Annotated in this window: 15 protein-coding genes; 13 read left to right on the forward strand and 2 right to left on the reverse strand. The window is 39.6% G+C overall.

The window, feature by feature from the left end:
* Positions 1-192: 192 nt before the first annotated feature.
* From H5158_RS11685 to H5158_RS11735, 11 genes are all read left to right on the forward strand, one after another.
* Positions 193-939 (forward strand): hypothetical protein, encoded by a 747-nt coding sequence (locus H5158_RS11685; RefSeq protein WP_182718697.1) that lies wholly within the window; start codon positions 193-195, stop codon positions 937-939.
* A gap of 100 nt (positions 940-1,039) precedes the next feature.
* A complete protein-coding gene (locus H5158_RS11690; protein WP_182740070.1) occupies positions 1,040-1,873 on the forward strand; it encodes an ADP-ribosylglycohydrolase family protein in 834 nt (277 codons plus the stop codon).
* Positions 1,874-2,076: 203 nt separating this feature from the next.
* Positions 2,077-3,048: a PoNe immunity protein domain-containing protein gene (locus H5158_RS11695; protein WP_182740071.1), complete on the forward strand. Its 972-nt coding sequence runs from the start codon at positions 2,077-2,079 to the stop codon at positions 3,046-3,048.
* Positions 3,035-3,271, forward strand: coding sequence for a hypothetical protein (locus H5158_RS11700; RefSeq protein ID WP_182718700.1), 237 nt, complete (start codon positions 3,035-3,037; stop codon positions 3,269-3,271). Before H5158_RS11695 ends, H5158_RS11700 begins: the two co-directional genes overlap by 14 nt.
* A 194-nt stretch (positions 3,272-3,465) precedes the next feature.
* Entirely contained in the window at positions 3,466-3,729 is a 264-nt protein-coding gene (locus H5158_RS11705) for a CBU_0592 family membrane protein (protein ID WP_145236163.1), read from the forward strand.
* 118 nt (positions 3,730-3,847) lie between these two features.
* Entirely contained in the window at positions 3,848-5,824 is a 1,977-nt protein-coding gene (locus tag H5158_RS11710) for a TonB-dependent receptor (protein WP_182718701.1), read from the forward strand.
* A 36-nt stretch (positions 5,825-5,860) separates the two neighbouring features.
* Positions 5,861-7,597, forward strand: a complete 1,737-nt coding sequence (locus H5158_RS11715; RefSeq protein ID WP_182718702.1) for a cache domain-containing protein — start codon at positions 5,861-5,863, stop codon at positions 7,595-7,597.
* Complete coding sequence (locus H5158_RS11720) at positions 7,594-8,961, forward strand: sigma-54 dependent transcriptional regulator (protein ID WP_145236154.1); 1,368 nt, start codon at positions 7,594-7,596, stop codon at positions 8,959-8,961. Before H5158_RS11715 ends, H5158_RS11720 begins: the two co-directional genes overlap by 4 nt.
* A gap of 228 nt (positions 8,962-9,189) precedes the next feature.
* Positions 9,190-10,152, forward strand: a complete 963-nt coding sequence (locus tag H5158_RS11725; protein WP_145236151.1) for a porin — start codon at positions 9,190-9,192, stop codon at positions 10,150-10,152.
* Positions 10,153-10,163: 11 nt separating this feature from the next.
* Positions 10,164-11,639, forward strand: a complete 1,476-nt coding sequence (locus tag H5158_RS11730; protein WP_149980112.1) for a DASS family sodium-coupled anion symporter — start codon at positions 10,164-10,166, stop codon at positions 11,637-11,639.
* 110 nt (positions 11,640-11,749) lie between these two features.
* On the forward strand, positions 11,750-13,180 hold the full coding sequence (locus tag H5158_RS11735; protein WP_259399441.1) for a coniferyl aldehyde dehydrogenase: 1,431 nt from the start codon (positions 11,750-11,752) through the stop codon (positions 13,178-13,180).
* A 40-nt stretch (positions 13,181-13,220) separates the two neighbouring features.
* Here H5158_RS11735 and H5158_RS11740 read toward each other — a convergent pair whose 3' ends face one another.
* Positions 13,221-13,946 carry a tetratricopeptide repeat protein gene (locus tag H5158_RS11740; protein ID WP_145236141.1) on the reverse strand — a complete coding sequence of 242 codons (726 nt, stop codon included), beginning with the start codon at positions 13,944-13,946 and terminating at the stop codon, positions 13,221-13,223.
* A 533-nt stretch (positions 13,947-14,479) separates the two neighbouring features.
* Between H5158_RS11740 and H5158_RS11745 the strand changes: the two genes are divergently transcribed.
* A complete protein-coding gene (locus H5158_RS11745) occupies positions 14,480-15,346 on the forward strand; it encodes a DUF6279 family lipoprotein (protein ID WP_182718705.1) in 867 nt (288 codons plus the stop codon).
* 129 nt (positions 15,347-15,475) lie between these two features.
* Positions 15,476-16,513, forward strand: a complete 1,038-nt coding sequence (locus H5158_RS11750) for a GGDEF domain-containing protein (RefSeq protein ID WP_182740073.1) — start codon at positions 15,476-15,478, stop codon at positions 16,511-16,513.
* On the opposite strand, the gene H5158_RS11755 is transcribed toward H5158_RS11750, so the two are convergent.
* The gene (locus H5158_RS11755) at positions 16,510-17,454 is read right to left on the reverse strand and encodes a LysR family transcriptional regulator (protein WP_182718707.1); all 945 of its coding nucleotides are present in this window, start codon (positions 17,452-17,454) and stop codon (positions 16,510-16,512) included. The two genes, H5158_RS11750 and H5158_RS11755, sit on opposite strands and share 4 nt — an antisense overlap.
* Positions 17,455-17,472 lie beyond the last annotated feature (18 nt).

Below are 17,472 nucleotides of genomic sequence, written 5' to 3' on the forward strand. Positions count from 1 at the left end.
CGGGGCTGAGACACATCGCATTTAATCAGCTAAAAGCAGAAACAAGCTTTAATAAAGGCATGCCCGCAAAACAGAAAAAAGCTATGCGCAGTACAGATTACCTTGAAAAGGTATTGAAATCATAGACTTTTTTCATGCTCTTTCCCTGAGGTCTGACCCCGATAGTGCTATATATGAAACAGGTAGATTGATATGGTAACAGGTAACTCAAATATTCAGAGTTTGATTCACCCTCTAAGTCGGGCCGATTTTCGGTCTGACTTAGAGTACGGTGAAATAACTAATGTATATTACATTGAAAATGACTCTCATTTTGTAGTGGAAGAAAGTGTTAATTTCGAAGATGGTTCATCAAGTAAAAATTTCTATGTTTTTGATAGTGCTACCGGAAAACGTGTCTCAATTGAACAGCGAATACTTTCACTTAAGAATAAAATTTATAAGTATGAGCTTGATTGTGGGTGTGTGGTAGAAGCGACAGTTAGTATTGATAAAGAAACAGGCTGTGAATTTTTAAAATACGCACTTAAAGATGTAAAAGGTGATAAAATAGGCACGTTTCTTCTGCCCGGTTATCACTTCAATTTTAATTTTGATACTTCATATGAATTAGTACAAAAAAGGGCAAAAGAATTATTACAAACTGGTATCGATGAGGCGCTTAATTCAAAACTTTTTTTTGAGCGTTATTTTGCTGCAAATTTTGAAACGAAGACAGGGATACTTACCAGAAGTTTTCGTCGATATAACAGAAGTGTAGGTGAAAGCGGCTATGGTATTATGTATGCGTTTTTAAGCCAAGATATGTACAATAAGCTAAGAGTTGATGAAGACTTTATATCAATTTTAAAGAAGATTGCGGCAAATGACATACATCGTGAAGATAACCAATCAGCAGAGCAAGTTTTTAATGCCATGTTTAAAAACATTAACAAGTAGTTTTATAGAAACAAGTGATTGGATAACAGTATTCTTTTTACTTTCAACCAAAAGGGTATTATATAATCACTTTTTCCGAATTTAGAATGAGTTAAATATTATGTTGGTAGAAATAGCAATTGCCGATGCATATGGTGCGGGTTTTGAGTTTGTAGATCAGGAAATTATATCAGCCGAAAATAACCTCGAGACCTTTCGTGCGCATCAATTGTCTAACATTGCTGGGTGTTATACTGATGACACTCAAATGTCATTAGCGCTGTCTGAGTTAATGCTAAACGACGTTGACTGGACTGAAGCCCATATAGCCGAGGCATTTTTTCAATGCTATATACGTGATCCTGTGCATGGCTACGCAAAGCGACTACAAACGGCATTTTCTGAGGCGAGAAATGCAGACCATTTTGCAAGGTTAGTTAAAACGGATAGCTTTGGCAATGGGGCAATGATGCGAGCTGTACCAATTGGTTTTTTTAAAGATGAAGATGTAGTAATACGCAACGCCACAATACAAGCACGTGTTACTCATGACCATCAAATTGCAGTCGATGCTGCTGTTTGCATTGCTCTTGCTGCACATGCAGGCTTGTACAGCAAAGCGACTCTTAAAACATTGCCGGAGTATCTTGCATCTCGAGGTTACAAGTTTAATGCTAATTGGCAAGGAAGAGTTCGTGCAGTGTCAGAAGATACTTTGGCCGCAGTAATGTCTAACCTAATGCAGCATTTTAGCTATGAAGCTTTGATAAAGTCAGCTGTTGATTTTGGAGGAGACACAGACAGTGTCGCGTCAATTTGCTGCGGAATAGCAAGTTGTTATGATGGTGTTGATAAAACTCTTCCAAATAAGCTCGTTACTAATTTTTCTAAGGACAACTTTGGATTAGATTATCTCAGAGATTTAGACATTCAACTTAAGAATAAGTTTTTGTGATTAACCTAACGTATTTACATAAACACTTTAAAAAAATAGTAATCCCCCGAAAAACAATGAAATCCAACTATATCCTGTGTTGGCTAGGACAACTGATAATGGAACAATTACTTATTCAAAAATTGTTCATGTTAGTGGTGGCATACCAAAAATACCTCGTGGTAAGGCTGCCAGAGTGACTCAAATTAATGGTGGCTAATGTAATGCGGGATTACCCAAATCGTGAAGGAAAATTAAAACAATTCTATGCGAATAGAATGGGCATGTTAGCGCATGGTGAAAATGTTATTGAATCGAAAATGCTTGGATCGCAAAAGCTTGAATATGAACAATTGGAAAGAATATCAGATAGTTTAATAAACGTTGGGATAGAATTATCAATCTGTCAGTTTTCACTCGGTCATAGTATTGACACAATAAGAGAAACAGTCGAGCGGACTATCACTTACTATCTTAAAACAGACAATGAGTGGAGTAGCTATCCACATAGTGTATATACATTAGTCAAACTTATTTCATTGGCTATTTTGGTTGATGTTAGTGATAAAGCGTGGGCATTATTGGCTGAAAAATGGCAAAGTAGCGGCAGTAATGGCTATATATTGGCAAAACTGTTGAGTTATCGTTCAAACAATGTACAGCTAGGTCAAGATGTTCGCCTTAAAAAAATCGGTCAAATTTTGACTATCTCAAATATTAGTGACGATTGTGAATTTTTAGAAGAACTGAAAAAGTATTCTAAAAAATGGTACATTCGTTATAAAGGCTTACATTGGTACAATAGCCACAATGATGATTATCATATAGGTTATTTTGGGTACTGGGCAGTAGAAGCCGCTGCTGTCGCAAAAATGCGTGGTATAAGCCTAAAAAACACTCATTTTGGTAAATATTTTCCTTATGGTTTTTTTGATCTACCAGAACAGTTACCGAAAGAAAAGGGCGTTAAAAAAGAGCTTCAACAAAAAGAGCAGGCATTAAATACAATCACTTACCCTGGCTTAACTCGACTAAGTCTATCGCTTGATGGTGCTTGGCTAAATGAGAGTGAACAACGTTTATCATTAATCACCCATGATGAAGGTTTGGAGTGTGCCGGTACTGTGTATCTAAGTGACGAAAATACATTAGACTCATTTGCGTCAGGGAGGTATGAAGCATATGCCATGGTATAAACGGGTTGGAGTTGAAAATGAACGAAACCTCCCCATTGGCACTGTTAAAGAACAATTGATGCAAGGCGTTTGGAAAGGCGAAACTGAAGTCACTTCTTACATGGTATACGCTTTAAAATTTGACAAATATTTTATGGTTTTAACGTTTACCTTTATGGAAAAAGATAAAACACACTGCTTACCTATAATAGAGCGTTTGCTAGAGTCGATTCGTTATGAATAGCACAATTATTTGAATTAAAGTTCAAGAGTCTCTGATAAATATGGGGTTATTCAGTTCAAATACGGACATTTATCCTGTGCGCTTTTGGCGAGGCTGCTAAACTTACCCGGTTTGCTGTTTCAATGATTGAAAACAACCCTCCCCATGGAATGGGCCAGTTTGTTGGGTATGATTAAAAAGGATAGGGGACACCCGTGATTGCACTTTTATTTGATATTGTTGGTATGACAGGTACGTTTTTAGTGGTTGGCGCGTTTTTTATGCTACAACTGGGTAAAGCCACGCCAACAGGGCTTTTATATAACATGATGAATTTATCTGGCGCTATTTTGTTGCTTATAAGTCTTTGTTATAACTTTAATTTAGCAAGTTTTGTGATTGAAATATTTTGGATCGCAGCCTCATTAATTGGTTTATATAAATACCTAAAAGCTAAGCAGATTTCAGCTGTAGCCTAAATTTATAAATTAATAGAGAAAAACTCTCACGCCGTCGCGTATTTGTATTAATATTGTAAATAGCACGTTACTTATGATGTGCTAACTCCAATGAAAAATATAGGTGTAAAGCGGCGTAATGATTTTAAAGCTAACAGCATGTCTTTTTTTATGTGTTAACACAGCCCCCTTACTGGCGAGCGACGCTGATGATTTATTTGCGCTTAGCTTTGAAGATTTGCTTGACGTTCATGTCGATATTGCCTCAAAAACCTTAGAAACTCTCGCTTCTGCCCCCTCAACTATCACTGTTTTTAATCGCAAAAAAATAGCCTTACTTGGGGTGAATAATGCGTTTGAATTGATGAATTTTGTTCCTGGTATGCAATCTACTCGTGGTGATTGGGTAGGCGCTGTACCAAAAGATCACGCAAGAGGTGTTTACCTTGATAGCGGCAATATCTTAGTGATGATCAATGGTGAACGTTTAAATGAGTCATCATTTGGCAAAGCGTCAGTTTATATGCCTTATATACCTGTAGAAGTTATTGATAAAGTTGAATTTATACGTGGCCCTGGCTCTGCTTTATATGGCAGTAATGCATTCTTAGGGGTGATGAATATAGTGACTAAAAGCCAAAATAATGAAATGTCGCTGGCTGTGGGTAATGTAGGTCAAACCAGCGCTGCATTCTCGGTTAGTCATCAAGTTAATCAGCAAACACATCTATTTGCTAATGGCGCGTATAACCAAAAAAGTGGTAAGCGTTATCCACAAGGGGTAAACGATCCACTGCAATCAGTTTACTTTGAAGCGGGTGTCGATATCAATAAACTGGCTGTGAGAGCGCGTTATAATCATGTTGAACTGAAAGAGTTTTTAAACCTTGGTGGTTATTCTGACAGTAATCAACATCGTAGTGAGAATACTTTCCTATCTGTAGGTTATGATTGGCTTGAAACTGATACACGTACTTTGGCTACAAAAATAGCGTATGCACATCATCAAATACAAAGTGCAGGATTAATCGCACCTGCAGCAACTTTACCTAACGCTAGTTATGATTTTTTTGTTGGTCCTGATTGGCATACAACGGATTTAACAGTCAGTGTAGAGGCCAGTCAGCAATTTAATAATGGTTGGTCAATCAACTCAGGCTTGCAATATAGCCGCGCAGAGCAACATAAAGCGGACTTACGTGTTAATTATTTTGATATTAACAGCGGTGAAATTATTGTTGAAGATCCGTTTTATCAAGGGGGGATTGTTACAATCAGTAATTATGCGCCATTTCAGAGTTTGCAATCGACTTTTGAAACCCGAAGTATTTATGGGCAAATCAAAGTGCCTTTTGCTGAGCAATTGACCTTATTTTTAGGGGCACGTTATGATGATGTTAAAGCGATAGACAGTAAATTATCGCCGCGCATTTCCGCAATCTACTCACCAACTCGCGCGCATACTTTTAAATTACAATACGGTGAATCGTTTCGCACTCCTGTGACGAATGAATTGTATTCAGATGATGATGTGACTAAGGGCAATCCAAACTTAAAGTCTGAATATGTTAAAACCACAGAGCTTGTTTGGCGCTACGAGGGACAAGATTGGCATATTAATTCGGTGCTTTTTTATAATCAACTTGTTGATTTTATTAATCTAGTGCCGAATTCAGCTGCCAATAATCAGTTTACCTTTGAAAACCAATTAGATGACATTAATCGTGGTGTTGAATTAGATAGCATGATCCACATTACTAGTGATTTATCAGTGGAAGCGACTTACAGCGAGTATTTTGATACGCCAATTAAGCCAACGTTTAAGCGCTTTGCTAGTGTGATTGCTAATTATCATCATCAGCAATGGGTGCTGAGCCTCAATAGTGTTTGGCGCGATGCCGTCAGTGGCCCGACAATGACAAGCGACTTTACTCAACCGGCTTACTTTTTGCTCGGCGGGGCTGTGAGTTGGCAATTTTCTGCACGCGGTGAAATTAGTTTTAAAGCCCATAATCTCTTAGATAAGCACTACCGTGTGTACGATCCAAGAGTTACAGATGGCACTGTTGCTGGTGTCGGCAGTGAATACTCGTTACACTATCAAATCAAATTTTAAGTTTTAGGGACGCTCAGGTGTGCCCTTTGGTTGATCATGCTGCGTTTTCCCCGAAAAATATTAATCGCTGTTGCCATTTTAATTAGTGTATTGTTGCTTAGTTTTTTATTTGGCCGACACTATGATTTAAGTCAAGCAAAGCAGCAAGCTGAACTCCAAGTGGGTCAATTGCGTAATTATCTTGATACCGAACTCTCTCGTTTTGCAACTATTCCTCATTTAGTTACTGATAACCAGTTACTCACTGCATTTCTCAGTGATACTGATCAGCCCGTGCAGCCTATTAATAATTACTTGGCTGATATCCAACAAGCCAGTGGTGCATCAGACGTCTATGTCCTTAATCGTGAAGGGGATGTTATTGCATCGAGCAATTGGCAACTTGATTACAGTTATATCGGTAATAACTTTGCATTTCGTCCGTATTTTTCTCAGGCATTGGCGGGTAACAAAATTGCCTATTTTGCTCTTGGTTTACGATCTAAAGAACGGGGTATTTATTTTTCTGAACCGATTTATCGCGATGGCCAAGTAATAGGTGTGGTCACCTTAAAAGTGAATGTATCTAAGTTTGAAACTGATCGACAATTACTGAATGCGTCCCACGCTAGCCATTTTTATTTAAGCTTAGACGATAATATTATTGCTATGTCCGATAGCCCCTCATGGCGACTCAATTCGTTGCATAGCCTCACAGCAGCAGACTATCAACACTTTACGACAAGCCGACGCTACCTAGAGTATGTACCAAAAGTTATCACTGCTGAGCACATTATTAGCCAAGGGATGCCCCTGTTATACGTTAATGATGCGAATAAACGCAGTAAATATATGCCTGCAAGTGCGCCGATTGAGCGACTTAATGCAAAAATAACTGTGCTTGTTGATATATCGTCGGTGAATATTAATCAACTAGGGCGATTGTTTTGGTTGAGTGTGATTTATGCTGGGGGGTTAATGCTTTTTTACAGTTTAATGGCACGTTTTGCCGGCTATAAAAAATTACTTTTTTCTCGTCATAGCCTTGAGCAAGAAGTTATAGAGCGCACCCATGCACTCGAAAAAGCACAAACAGCGCTGGTGCAAACAGCCAAATTGGCCACCATAGGTCAACTCAGCGCGGGTATTAATCATGAGATTAACCAACCCTTGAGTGCAATGAGTACGTATTTGGTTAGTGCTAAACGCTTGATTGCCAAAGGTGATATTGCAAAGGCAGCTGAAAATATTGTTATTGTGCAATCGTTGATCGAACGAGTACATAAAATTGTTGGACAATTAAAGCACTTTAGTAAACCGGCACAAACACAGTTAAGAGAGCAAAGCTTAAACCAGTTACTTAAAAATGCCATGGTGATCGCCTCCGCGCAATTAAAGCAGGATGATGTCAACGTTAACACCGCTGATATCGCTGACACTGTAAAAGTATGGGTTGATGGCATTAAATTTGAGCAAGTATTAGTGAATGTGATCACCAATGCCAGCCAAGCAATGGCTGACAGTACTGTGCGAGAGCTGAGTTTTGAGATAGAGCAGTTTGACGACCGCGTTAAGCTGTCTATTTTGGATACTGGGCCTGGTATCGAGTTACATGCGCTTGGGACTATTTTTGAGCCTTTTTATAGCACTAAATCGACTAATGGCCTTGGCTTAGGGCTATCTATTTCTAAGCAAATTATTAATTCATTTAATGGCTGTTTAAGTGCGCATAATCGCCCTGGCGGTGGTGCTCAATTCATTATTACCTTAGCAAGTACTAAAGGAGCGTTATGAATACGTTAGCAACTGATTGTAAACAGGTCATTGTTATTGATGACGAAGCGATGATCCGCGATTCACTTGACCAATTGCTGACACTCGAAGGCTATCAAGTACAGTGTTTTAGCGATCCAATGAGTGCTTTATCAAAACTTAATCGTCGTTTTAACGGGGTGGTGCTCAGTGATATTAATATGCCGAAAATGGATGGACTGGCTTTTTTAGAACAAGTTCAAGCATTTGATAGCGAATTACCGGTGATCTTTCTGACTGGATTTGCTGATGTATCAGTGGCTGTTAAAGCAATGCAATTAGGAGCTTACGACTTATTTGAAAAACCTCTCACTGAGCAGTTATTAGATTGCATTGCCAGAGCGTGCGATAAGCGTGCCTTGGTAATGGAAAACCGTGCTTTAAAATTAGCGGTAGAAAAAACGTCAGCCCCAGGTGTGCGGATCTTAGGGGAAACCGTGCAAATGCAGCAAATGATGCATTTGCTCAATGCGGTGATCGACACTCCCGCAGATGTAATGATTGAAGGTGAAACTGGCACCGGTAAAGAGTTAGTTGCACGCTTTTTACACGACCAAAGCAGCCGTTCAAACTGTAATTTTGTGGCAATTAACTGTGGTGCCATACCAGAGCAACTGATTGAAAGTGAACTATTTGGTGCGGCCAGTGGCGCGTTTACAGGGGCAACACACAGTCGCCAAGGTAAGTTTGAGTTTGCTCAAGGTGGTACGGTGTTTTTAGATGAGATAGAAAGCACACCGGCATCATTACAAGTAAAGTTACTTCGCGTTTTAGAAGAGCGAAAAGTGACCCCCGTCGGCGCTAATACCGCCGTTGACTTAGACATACGTATCGTTGCGGCAACCAAAGTTGATTTATTATCCTTGGTCGAAAAAGGGGACTTCAGAGCTGACTTATATTATCGACTCAATTTAGTGAGGGTAAGTATTCCGGCATTGCGTGATAGGAAAGCTGATATTCCTTTATTATTCAAACATTTTAGCTCTATTGCCGCGACTCGTTTTCATAAACCTCCGGCTCCTCTAAGTAGCGATATATTACAGCGTTTACTTAGTTACCAGTGGCCAGGTAATGTCAGAGAGCTTAGAAACCAAGCTGAACGAGCGGTGCTGCTGGGTGCTGAATTAGCGTTCGCCAATACCGAAAATAATAATGGCAGTGAGTTATCGCCCGATCTGAGTTTGGCGGAAAAAGTGTGCTTTTATGAGCAATCTTTAATCGAAGAAGCCCTTGAGCGCCACCAAGGTAGTATTAAAGAAACTATGAATACCTTACAGATTGCCCGTAAAACCTTGTATGACAAAATGAGTAAATATGGCCTCAATCGTGACATGTTTATTGATTAACCAGAGCTTTGCTTAAGTGATTTACCTGCTCAGCTTAATTTGATGGGTGGAAACAGTGACACAGACGTTTTGATAGTGTGTGGGATCCCGCACACTTTATTGTAAGTATAATTTAATTTTAAACTTAACTATTTGAATATATTAAATTTTACTTTTTTATAAGCAGTTGGCAGTAAACTTGCCTTTATTAGCGGGAACAACAAATGATCCTAACAATAAGGGCACACAATGATAATAATAGACAAAAAGCTAACCCCTGTTTTTGTAGCAACGAGTTTTGCAGCAGCTTGCTTTGGACAAAGTGTTCATGCCGCAGAGTATGACATTTATGGTAAAGCAGAAGTGCAAATTGCTAATACTGACAACGGTGTAATGCGCTATGCTAAAAAAGGAACGCAAATCGATGCGCCTTTTTCACGCATTGGTGTGAAAGGGCAACATGTACTCACTGACTCGTTAAAAGCGGTATTTAAATACGAAGTGCAAGTAAAGGGCTTTGAGCACGATGATACAGATGAGCCATTTAGTGCCCGTAATACATATTTAGGTTTAGCGGGAAATTTTGGTGAAGTTGTAGTTGGTCGAAACGATACACGCTTTAAGTATTCAGAAGGTAAAGTTGATAACTTCAATGAAACTCAAGCCGATATTGCTCAATTACTACCGGGTCAAGATCGCCTTGGTGATACCATAACGTATAGTTCAAAATCATATGCGGGTGCTCAGCTATCACTTACCTATGCTTTGAAGGATGACAGTGCCAATAATGAAGCCGGCTATGCCGCTACGTTAATTTATGGTGACCGTGGTTTAAAAAATAAAAATTATTATGTGGCGATCAGCCATATTGATTCACTCAATAATATCAACGCCAGTCGCATCGTTGGCGCGTGGCAGAAAAATGATTTACAACTAGGTGCTATTTACCAGCACAGTGAGTCAGTAGATGGTACTAAATCAGGAAACGGCTATGTGTTGAGTGCCAGTTATACAATTGACAAATGGCAGCCAAAACTACAATTTGCCAGTGATGACTCAACTATTCGCCAAAGTACTAAGGGCAGCCAGTGGACTGCAGGTGTGGATTATTTATTTGATAAACAAACTACCGCGTACTTATTCTATACTGACTTAGATTTGCAACAGCAAACGGATAGTAGCTTAGCCCTTGGCTTAAAGTATAAATTTTAAAGGGGTTGAATATGAGCACACAAACTTTAGACGATAAACCTGAAAAAAATCCAATGATACAGATGTTGCTGCTGTTATTGGGCCCTGCGGTCATGCTACTTACGTGTTTGATCGATCCTCCTGCTGGCATGAGTACCGCTGCTCTTCGTACTTCAGGATTAGCATTTTGGATGGCATCATGGTGGGTGAGTGAAGTAGTTCCTATCCCAGCTACGGCGCTATTGCCGTTGGTATTTTCTCCGTTGGCTGACATTGCTGCGATAAAAAGTGTCGCTGCACCGTATGCGCACCCCTTAATATTTTTGTTTTTAGGTGGCTTTTTAATTTCCATTGCGATGGAACGTTGGGGCTTACACAAGCGCATTGCTTTACGTACTATGCTCTACGCGGGCTCAAAACCGAGTTTGCAGATATTAGCGATGATGTTAGTAACGGCATTCTTATCAATGTGGATGTCAAATACTGCAACAGCAGTGATGATGTTACCTATTGCTATGTCTATCACCCATTTAGTGCAAAAATCTAATCCAAATAATAATGGTTTTGGTAAAGCACTGTTACTTTCTATTGCTTATGGTGCCAGCATTGGCGGCATTGCAACATTAATTGGTACGCCACCGAATGCATTGATGGCCGCTTATTTATCAGATAGTTATAAAATTGAAATTGGTTTTGCGCAATGGATGATGGTGGGTGTGCCATTGTCACTGACTATGTTGATCATCTGTTGGTTGTGGCTGACCAAGTTTGCTTACAAAGTTGATAAAACGGATGAAAAATCTAAAAAAGTCGACACCAAGTCACTATTTAGCTCGCAGTTAAAAGGTCTTGGCACCATGCAACGCGCTGAGAAAGGGGTGTTATGTGTGTTTTTATTTGCAGCTGTGTGCTGGATATTTAGACCTCTGATCGCTGATTTTTCTGGTTTAAAAATATCGGATACCGGTATTGCCATTGCTGCTGCATTATTATTATTTGTTTTGCCTGCTAATAAAGGCAGTGATGAACGTATTCTTGACTGGCAAAGTGCGGCAGGAGTTCCTTGGGGAGTGTTATTGTTGTTTGGTGGTGGCTTAACCCTAGCGGCACAAATAAAGTCATCAGGTTTGGCTGAATACATAGCTCATATGATTGAAGGCGTCAGCGCCATTCCATTAGTATTGAGTGTATTAGCAATTGCAACCTTAATCACTTTCTTAACTGAGATCACCAGTAATACAGCAACCGCAGCTGGATTTTTACCACTTCTTGGCCCTGTCGCTGAGTCAGTCACAGGTTCGCCATTGGTCTGGGTTATTCCTGCGGCTATAGCCTGTAGTTGTGCGTTTATGATGCCTGTAGCGACCCCGCCTAATGCCATTGTGTTTGGTTCTGGGCAAATTCAAATGCGGGATATGATCAAAGCCGGCTTTGCATTAAATATTGTTGCAATTGCGCTGATCACATTTGTCACTATGACCCTTGCTGCATCGGTATTTAATTTTTAAGTAATTCAAAGTTACCCAACCGGAGCGCTATTCGTTTGTTGATAGCGCTCTATATTGCCCCTGCTAAGAAACAAAGTTATAGTGGTTAAATCTTTATTTTGTTTATGAGTATGCTTTTGTCTGACACTGGCACTGTATGTAACCCTGAGCTAAAAGCGCAATTTGATGAAATGCTGCTGCATTTTGATGCCCAGCCATATTTAGCATTATCACAGCGGATCCGTTTATTAAAATCTTTAAAACGTGAACTGTTGGCATTAGAGGCTGAATTGGTAGCTGCAAGCTCGAAAGACTTTGGCTTTCGCACTGCTTTTGATACGATTTTGGGTGATATACTGCCTACGGTCAAAACGATCAGCCACACCATCAAGCATTTACCTAAATGGGCAAAAAATTCACCACGAAAAGCGGGTTTGAGCCTAGCGCCATCAAAAGTTGCTGTGAGCTATCAACCCAAAGGAGTGGTGGGAATAATTTCTCCATGGAATTACCCAATTCAATTATCAATCGTGCCGGTGATAACCGCAATTGCCGCAGGTAATCGGGTATTATTAAAGGTCAGTGAATTTACTCCGCACACCAATCAAGTAATCAAAAAACTATTTATCGGCGAGCTTAGCGAACATTGCGCAGTGATCGAAGGTAAAGCGCAATTAAGTCAACAGTTTAGCTGTTTGCCATTCGCACACTTATTTTTTACCGGCTCTACAGCTGTAGGGCGCCATGTTATGGCCGCTGCGAGTAAAAACCTTACCCCAGTAACTCTTGAGTTAGGTGGCAAATCGCCCGTTATCATTACCGCGCAAGCGGATATAGATAAGGCGGCTAAAGCTATTTTATTTGGTAAAATGACCAATGCAGGGCAAATTTGTGTTGCCCCCGATTATGTTTTAGTGCCGGAAAACTTACAGCATCAGTTAGTCAGAAGTCTCTGTAGCTTATATAAAAAACATTATAACTTAGGTGTCGAGGGGAAAAATTTAACCTCGGTTATTAATCACCACCATTTTCAGCGTTTAACCGATTTATTGGCAGATGCACAGCAACAGGGCGCACAGATAATTAAGCCGTTAGATGAAAACCAAAGCGACGAACATAAGCATCGTCTTGGTTTGCACATTGTGACTGATGTGAATGACAATATGAAGTTGATGCAAGAAGAACTGTTTGGACCAATTCTTGCGATTGTCAGTTATCAAGCTTTACCTCAGGCGATTGCATACATAAATCAACGTCCTCAGCCGTTAGCTTTGTACATAATGGGGCAAGATAAACAAATCAATGAAGGTATTCAACAGCAAACACAAAGTGGTACCTTCGCAATAAATGACACCTTAATGCAGGTGACTGCTGATGATGCGCCATTTGGTGGCTTAGGTCCTTCTGGGATGGGAAACTATCACGGTATAGAAGGCTTTTTAACCTTTAGCCATGCACGTAATACATTGAAAACGAGTGGTTTTAATCCTAAATTAGGATTGTTGTTGGCGCAAAATAAGATATTGATTAAAATACTTAAATGGTTGTACTTGCGGCCATAAATTGGCGTTAAGTACAATCCAATAGCGTTTTAACTGGCAGTTAAAACATCCGATCTTCGCCCGCATACAGCCCAGCTTGGATTTTTTCATACAATGCATCAGCTTTTTCTTTGGCTTCTGCAATTTGCGCAGGCATCAGCTTGCGCTCATCTAGCTTGCGACTGTGACTGGCATCTAAATTACCATTATACTCAGCAACAGTGTTCCAGATGTATGATTTTTCGATGTTTTTTTCGACTCCATGGCCTTCGAAATACATCAGCGCCATATTAAACTGTGCTAGCGTATAATTATTACCAGCGGCTTTTTCATACCATTTAATAGCTTCTTTATAATCTTGCGCAACGCCATCGCCGTTGGCGTACATCACACCCAAGTTAAACTGAGCAGCAGGTAAGTTTTTTGCCGCGGCTTGCTTAAAGAGTGAAACTGACATTTGTTTATCAAGTTTAACGCCTTTACCTTCTTGATAAAGTACAGCTAATGCAAACATTGAGTCGACGTGGTTCTTTTTAACGCCTTGCTGGTAAAGTTCAGCAGCTTTGTGATAGTCGCGCGTTACGCCGTGGCCACCTTCATATAGCTGCCCTAGCTCGTAAATTCCTGGTGCAAAGCCTTTTTCTGCAAGGTAGTTAAACTCTCTAAGTGCATCTTCAAATTGACCTTCATTGGCTGCGCGGATCCCTTCTTCAAGTCCCGCATGAGCAACACCACAGATGCTAAGTGCACCGACCATCAACAATATCTTAAACTTCGGCTGCCACATGACAATACCTCCAATTAGCGTGTTACTGTTTAATTTTAGTCTCAACAACCACAATTGCCCAGCTTCGCACTATAAATGATAAAACTTAGACATAAGATACAGATATTACAGAAAATTTAAAGGAATAAAAAAAGCCCCTGATGGGGCTTTTTGGGTCATATCAACCGTCACCGATATGAGCAATGTAGCAAGTGAGTGTGATCTTTTAATTATATTACTTGGGTCGAGTAAGTAATATGCTCGAAGCGTCACCATCTTCATCAACAACTTTGTACTAAAGGGGCCCAGCATCCTTACTGGTCGATCTTCCCTAGGGCACTGAGGTCGGTACGTTCAATTCTTACAAGAAGCGCAAACCTGTCGTGTTGGGCTGCTTGGTGTTGATGCGATCGATTATTACTTGTATTTGAATGTGCGTCAATAGCTAAATGATAATTATTTCTATTTGTTCGGTTTTATTTTAATTCCCTCATTTACATAATGCGCTAAGTTGATTAACGTAGTGCTATAAATAATCGTAAGAAAAATAAAAAATGTCGATAAAAAACATGTGCTTGAATTATAAGTTCGCAGTAGTTGGTGTGTTGCTATTAGCTCTGACTGGGTGCTCAGCTACATTTACCTACAATAATATAGGCTGGTTATCGGCGTTTTGGATTGATGACTACGTTGATTTATCGAAGCAGCAAAGCAAACAAGCTAAAGACTTAATTAAGCAAAGTCGGGATTGGCATCGTAAGACGCAATTACCTTTATATCGACAGGATCTGTTGGCATTACAAAAGCTACTTGATGAAGACCCTTCAGAGCAAGCATTATTAACGTATTTTCAAGGTTTTAAAACACATTGGCAATCGTTAGTTATGTATGTAAGAGACGATCTTATTGAACTTGCTATTGGTTTATCCACGGAGCAAAGAGAAGAATTTGTTGCTGCCATTGCAGAGGATATAACCACAGAAAGTGACGAGTATAATGAGCAAACCCCAACACAGCGTGAGCAAGATCGCCTTGAACGTCAGTTAGATACTTATAAACAGTGGCTTGGTAAACTGAGTGAACAACAAGTGTCTTTGATCACCCAAGCGAACAGCGAATTTCAAGCAACATTTTTATTAAGGCAAGCTTACAAGCAAACTCGGCTGGATAAACTCAAACAGGTATTTTTTGATAGCCAACTTAGCCGCGATCAATTTATTAGCCAATTATCAGCTGTCATTACTGAGCGAGAGGTGTTTATGAGTGACCAATTAATTCGCTTAGATGCTGAAAATTCAAAGCGCTATGCGCGTTTACTTGTGAGTTTAAGAGCCACGTTGACAGCAAAACAGCGCCAACATGCTAATGCTGAGTTCTCCGATATGTTAGAAGATATAGAACAATTAATTAATGATGAATAGGCTGTTAGTTACTAAGATCTTAATTTTAAAAATTTTTTATAAAAATGAATATATCAAAAACAAATAGAGCTTGTACTCTTTCAATTAACCGTTAGACTGACTTTTTTTCGTTCGAATTAAAGTTAATCAATGGATATCGCAGCCTTAGATAGCGCTCAAGTATTACGTGAAAATTTACTGAAATGGATTTGTTTCTGTTTCGGAATTTTAGCGAGTGTTTTTACCTATTTTAATCTTTTTATTAATGACTTTTACTCATTAGGGATTTTAGAAGGGGTGTTTGCTATTTATTGTTTTTATACTTTTAACTATGCTCGGACACGAAAATTTCAGACTTGGCAGCCGTTATTATTGTGCCTTTGTATTATGCTATTAGTAACCTTGGGAACTTACCTAGCTGCGATGAGGAGCGGTTTGTTCATTTGGACCTTTACCTTACCCGTATTATTTTATTTATTATTAGGATGTAAACGCGGCTATTATCTATCGCTATTATTGGTGTGTATACAAACCGCTGTGTTTACTAGTAAAACCTCTTTAGCACCATTTTTAGACCTTAACCTGTACCTAAATATGAGCTTTAGCTATTTGAGCATTTGGGTCATTGCACATACTTTTGAAGCGAGTCGAGCACAATTTGCAGAACGATTAGAAAACCTTGCCTTGTTAGATCCGCTGACAAACACCGGCAACCGTTTAGCAATGAACCATTACTTTGAAGTTGAGCTGGTAGACAAAATTAATTTATTTATTATGGTGCTAGATCTCGATTACTTTAAAAAAGTAAATGATGAATTTGGTCATGATGTGGGCGATCAAGTTCTGGTCGAAATTGCCACTATATTAAGAGAAACACTTAACAAGGGGCGAGTTTTTCGTACTGGTGGCGAAGAGTTTGCGCTGTTCATTCCTGATTCGAATCAACAGGAGTCTTATCAAATTGCTGAAAATATCAGAGTCGGTTTGCAAAGTACGGCTATCAATGTTGGTGAGCGTGAAATAAGTTTAACAGCAAGTATCGGTTTAGCTGCTTATCGTGATGGCGATAGCCTAAAACAAGCGGTTAAAGCAGCAGATGAGCAACTTTATTATGCAAAAAAACATGGTCGAAATAACGTTTATTCTGACTCGCAGCAATACTCAGCAAAACTAGAACAGGTTTCTTAACCTTGATACATGTGCTCGAAACCGGGAATGTTACTTTCCCAAAGTGGTGTTTCTTTACCTAAGTGATCACGTATCGCATCAAAAAATAACCGTGTTCTTACAGGTAAATCACGGTGTGGATATACCGCGTACATCGCACTGTATTCTTGTAATTTGATGTCTGTTAATAAGGGCACTAAACGTCCTTGTTTTATTTCATCATTAATAATAAATGCTGGCGCGAGCACATAGGTTGTTCCAGAAAGCGTTTTATCGAGCAGTACCTCGGCATCATTGGCTCTAAACACACTCTTAATTTTTTGCTCTTGCGGTAGACCATATTGATCTACATAACGAATACCCTCAACGCGCAACGAAGTGCTGGAATAACTGGCTGCGGGTAAATCAATTAAGTCCTCTATTTTACTTGGCAATCCATACGTTTGAATAAACTCAGGTGCGGCTAATATTAGTAATCTATTGCGCGCAATTTTACGTGCGATCAGTGATGAGTCTTTTGGCTCACCGACCCGAAAAGCAAGATCAAAGCCTTCAGATACCAGATCAACTAACTTATCATCGAGTCTTAGTTCAACTTCTACTTGCGGGAAGCGTTTTTGAAAATCATTAATCACAGGTTGTAGATAACGCCTGCCGATAATAGTCGATGAAGTGATTTTTAATACACCGCGTGGCTCTTGGTGATAATTCTCGGCTAAACGTACAGTTTCACCTAGTAGTTGCCTCAACTCACTGGCCTTTTTAATCATTTCGGCCCCTGCAGCTGTCAGTGAAAATGAGCGGGTGGTGCGGTTCAGTAAACGTACTCCTAAATCATCTTCGAGACGACTTATTTGTTTTGAGATCACTGAACGATCAATATTACGGGTTTCTGCTGCTTTAGCGAATGAGCCTCGCTCAACGACTTCTAACAACATCAATAAGCGACTTGTGGTATCCATTAATTACTCACCAATATT

The organism is Pseudoalteromonas sp. SR45-6, from assembly GCF_014163545.1.
GTDB classification, from domain to species: Bacteria; Pseudomonadota; Gammaproteobacteria; order Enterobacterales; family Alteromonadaceae; genus Pseudoalteromonas; species Pseudoalteromonas rhizosphaerae.

What these genes read in the sequence shown, in the direction of transcription:
- H5158_RS11750 (WP_182740073.1), top strand. Translation starts at nt 15,476, where the DNA reads ATGGATATCGCAGCCTTAGATAGCGCTCAAGTATTACGTGAAAATTTA.
- H5158_RS11710 (WP_182718701.1), top strand. Translation starts at nt 3,848, where the DNA reads ATGATTTTAAAGCTAACAGCATGTCTTTTTTTATGTGTTAACACAGCC.
- H5158_RS11720 (WP_145236154.1), top strand. Translation starts at nt 7,594, where the DNA reads ATGAATACGTTAGCAACTGATTGTAAACAGGTCATTGTTATTGATGAC.
- H5158_RS11745 (WP_182718705.1), top strand. Translation starts at nt 14,480, where the DNA reads ATGTCGATAAAAAACATGTGCTTGAATTATAAGTTCGCAGTAGTTGGT.
- H5158_RS11730 (WP_149980112.1), top strand. Translation starts at nt 10,164, where the DNA reads ATGAGCACACAAACTTTAGACGATAAACCTGAAAAAAATCCAATGATA.
- H5158_RS11740 (WP_145236141.1), bottom strand. Translation starts at nt 13,946, where the DNA reads ATGTGGCAGCCGAAGTTTAAGATATTGTTGATGGTCGGTGCACTTAGC.
- H5158_RS11715 (WP_182718702.1), top strand. Translation starts at nt 5,861, where the DNA reads ATGCTGCGTTTTCCCCGAAAAATATTAATCGCTGTTGCCATTTTAATT.
- H5158_RS11725 (WP_145236151.1), top strand. Translation starts at nt 9,190, where the DNA reads ATGATAATAATAGACAAAAAGCTAACCCCTGTTTTTGTAGCAACGAGT.
- H5158_RS11755 (WP_182718707.1), bottom strand. Translation starts at nt 17,454, where the DNA reads ATGGATACCACAAGTCGCTTATTGATGTTGTTAGAAGTCGTTGAGCGA.
- H5158_RS11685 (WP_182718697.1), top strand. Translation starts at nt 193, where the DNA reads ATGGTAACAGGTAACTCAAATATTCAGAGTTTGATTCACCCTCTAAGT.
- H5158_RS11700 (WP_182718700.1), top strand. Translation starts at nt 3,035, where the DNA reads ATGCCATGGTATAAACGGGTTGGAGTTGAAAATGAACGAAACCTCCCC.
- H5158_RS11690 (WP_182740070.1), top strand. Translation starts at nt 1,040, where the DNA reads ATGTTGGTAGAAATAGCAATTGCCGATGCATATGGTGCGGGTTTTGAG.
- H5158_RS11695 (WP_182740071.1), top strand. Translation starts at nt 2,077, where the DNA reads ATGCGGGATTACCCAAATCGTGAAGGAAAATTAAAACAATTCTATGCG.
- H5158_RS11735 (WP_259399441.1), top strand. Translation starts at nt 11,750, where the DNA reads ATGCTTTTGTCTGACACTGGCACTGTATGTAACCCTGAGCTAAAAGCG.